Here is a 1,750-nt window from a genome sequence, read left to right as displayed (position 1 = left end):
TTTCCGTGCCATGTAGTCGGCAAACTGGAGGTCATGCTGGATGATGTGGTCTACCAGCCAGCTGCGAATGAAGCGCACGGTCTCGATGTCGACGCGCACGGAGCCTGCGCCCAGCTGTTCGGAAAGGCGGAAAATGGCGAGATAGAGTTCCTCGTGCAGCGCGCAATGCTCGGCGTGGGCCGGGTATTTGTTCTTCTTCATGATCGCTTCTTCGTGGCGAAAATGCTGTTCAGCGTATTGCACCAGCTGATTGAGAATTTTTCCCAGCGCGCTGTCATCGGCTGCGCCACGATGCTCATCGTGAAAGGCGTTGATCAGATCGAACAGATAGCGGTGTTCCTCATCGATACGCGTGACGCCGACGCGGTACTCGTCTCGCCAACTCAGAAAGGCCATTGCGACTCCCGCTCAAATGATGCCCCGCTACGCCGGGGGAACTGGCTAACTGTACTGCATCCATCAATGCTTGAGCAGCGGATCCTGCCATAAGACTGTGCGAAAAATTGTCGCGCGCCAGGTTTGGCGACGCAGCACAGCAAAAAAGTGAAGAAGGTGCGGACGGACGCAGCGAGGTTTTTTGCCGTCGGAGGACCCCCGGCGCTGCGCGCACTCAAATCAACCGCGATTGCCTGGTTGCCGTACTCTGCGGCCAATCAAACGGGCGGAATGTTCCCGCTTGGGGCGATAATGCCCGCTTCGCAGCGCGCGGTCCGAAAGCGGCCGGCGAGAGGTCTGCCGCTGCGCCGCAACGAATTTCTTTTCCCTGCTGCCGGCGCGATTCCGGCTGGAAGCTTATGGACCCCTTGACCCATGCGCTGCTCGGCGCGACCGCGGCACAAGTTGCCCTCGGCCCGCGTCTTGGCCGCCAGGCGTGGCTGCTCGGCGCCGTCGGCGGTGTGCTGCCTGATGCCGATATCCTGATCCGGAGTTCGGCGGACCCCTTGCTGGCGATCCAGTACCACCGCCACTTCACGCATGCCCTGGCGTTCATTCCGGTCGGCGGCATCGTGGCTGCGGCGCCCTGGCTGGCGCGGCAACGCCATCGCTCGAACTGGCGGCCGATAGTCGCCGCGACCACCATCGGCTACGCCACGCATGCCGTGCTCGACGCGTGCACCAATTATGGGACGCACCTGCTGTGGCCGTTCTCGCCACTGCGTGTGTCCTGGAACTGGATCACCACCATTGGCCCGCCGCTGACCCTGATTTTGCTGATCGGGCTCATCTTCGCCGTGCGCCGAAACTCTCGGCTGCCTGCCGCAGTGGCGCTGGCGCTGGGCCTCGCTTACGTCGGAACCGCCGCCTGGCAGCGCGAGCGTGCGCTCGACGTCCAGGTGAGGATCGCCGCCGCCCGCGGCCATCCGCTCGATCGGGCCGAGATGTTTCCGACGGTCGGCAATCCGCTGCTCTGGCGATCGGTCTACCAGTCGGGCGAAACCCTGTACACCGATCGCCTGCGCGTGGTCGGCGTCGAGCAAACGCGATGGAAGGAGGGCAGTACGGTCGAGCTGCTGCTGGAGAAGGATTTGCCAGCGCAAGCCAGGGCCGACGAACGCGTTCTCCGCGACTTCGCCCGCTTCAGCTATTTCTCTGCTGGCTGGACCGCGCGCGCCGAAGCCGATCCAAGCGTCATCGGCGACGCCCGCTACTCCTTGCGTACCGATGGCTTTGAGCCGATCTGGGGCGTCCGTTTCCACCCCGGCACGGCGGCGCCAACCGAGTGGGTCGATCATACGGCACGCAACCGCGT

At 63.7% G+C, this 1,750-nt stretch carries 2 protein-coding genes; one reads left to right on the top strand and one right to left on the bottom strand.

What is annotated here, in order from left to right; all coding sequences use genetic code 11:
- A partial coding sequence (locus RUW20_RS16195) for a bacteriohemerythrin (RefSeq protein ID WP_313953255.1) occupies positions 1–396 on the bottom strand: 396 nt, incomplete at its 3' end.
- A gap of 398 nt (positions 397–794) precedes the next feature.
- Here RUW20_RS16195 and RUW20_RS16190 point away from each other — a divergent pair.
- The coding region (locus RUW20_RS16190) for a metal-dependent hydrolase (RefSeq protein WP_313953254.1) at positions 795–1,750 on the top strand (956 nt) is incomplete at its 3' end.

Source organism: Accumulibacter sp., from assembly GCF_032229525.1.
GTDB lineage: Bacteria > Pseudomonadota > Gammaproteobacteria > Burkholderiales > Rhodocyclaceae > Accumulibacter.
This window is presented reverse-complemented; position numbering and strand designations above follow the sequence as displayed.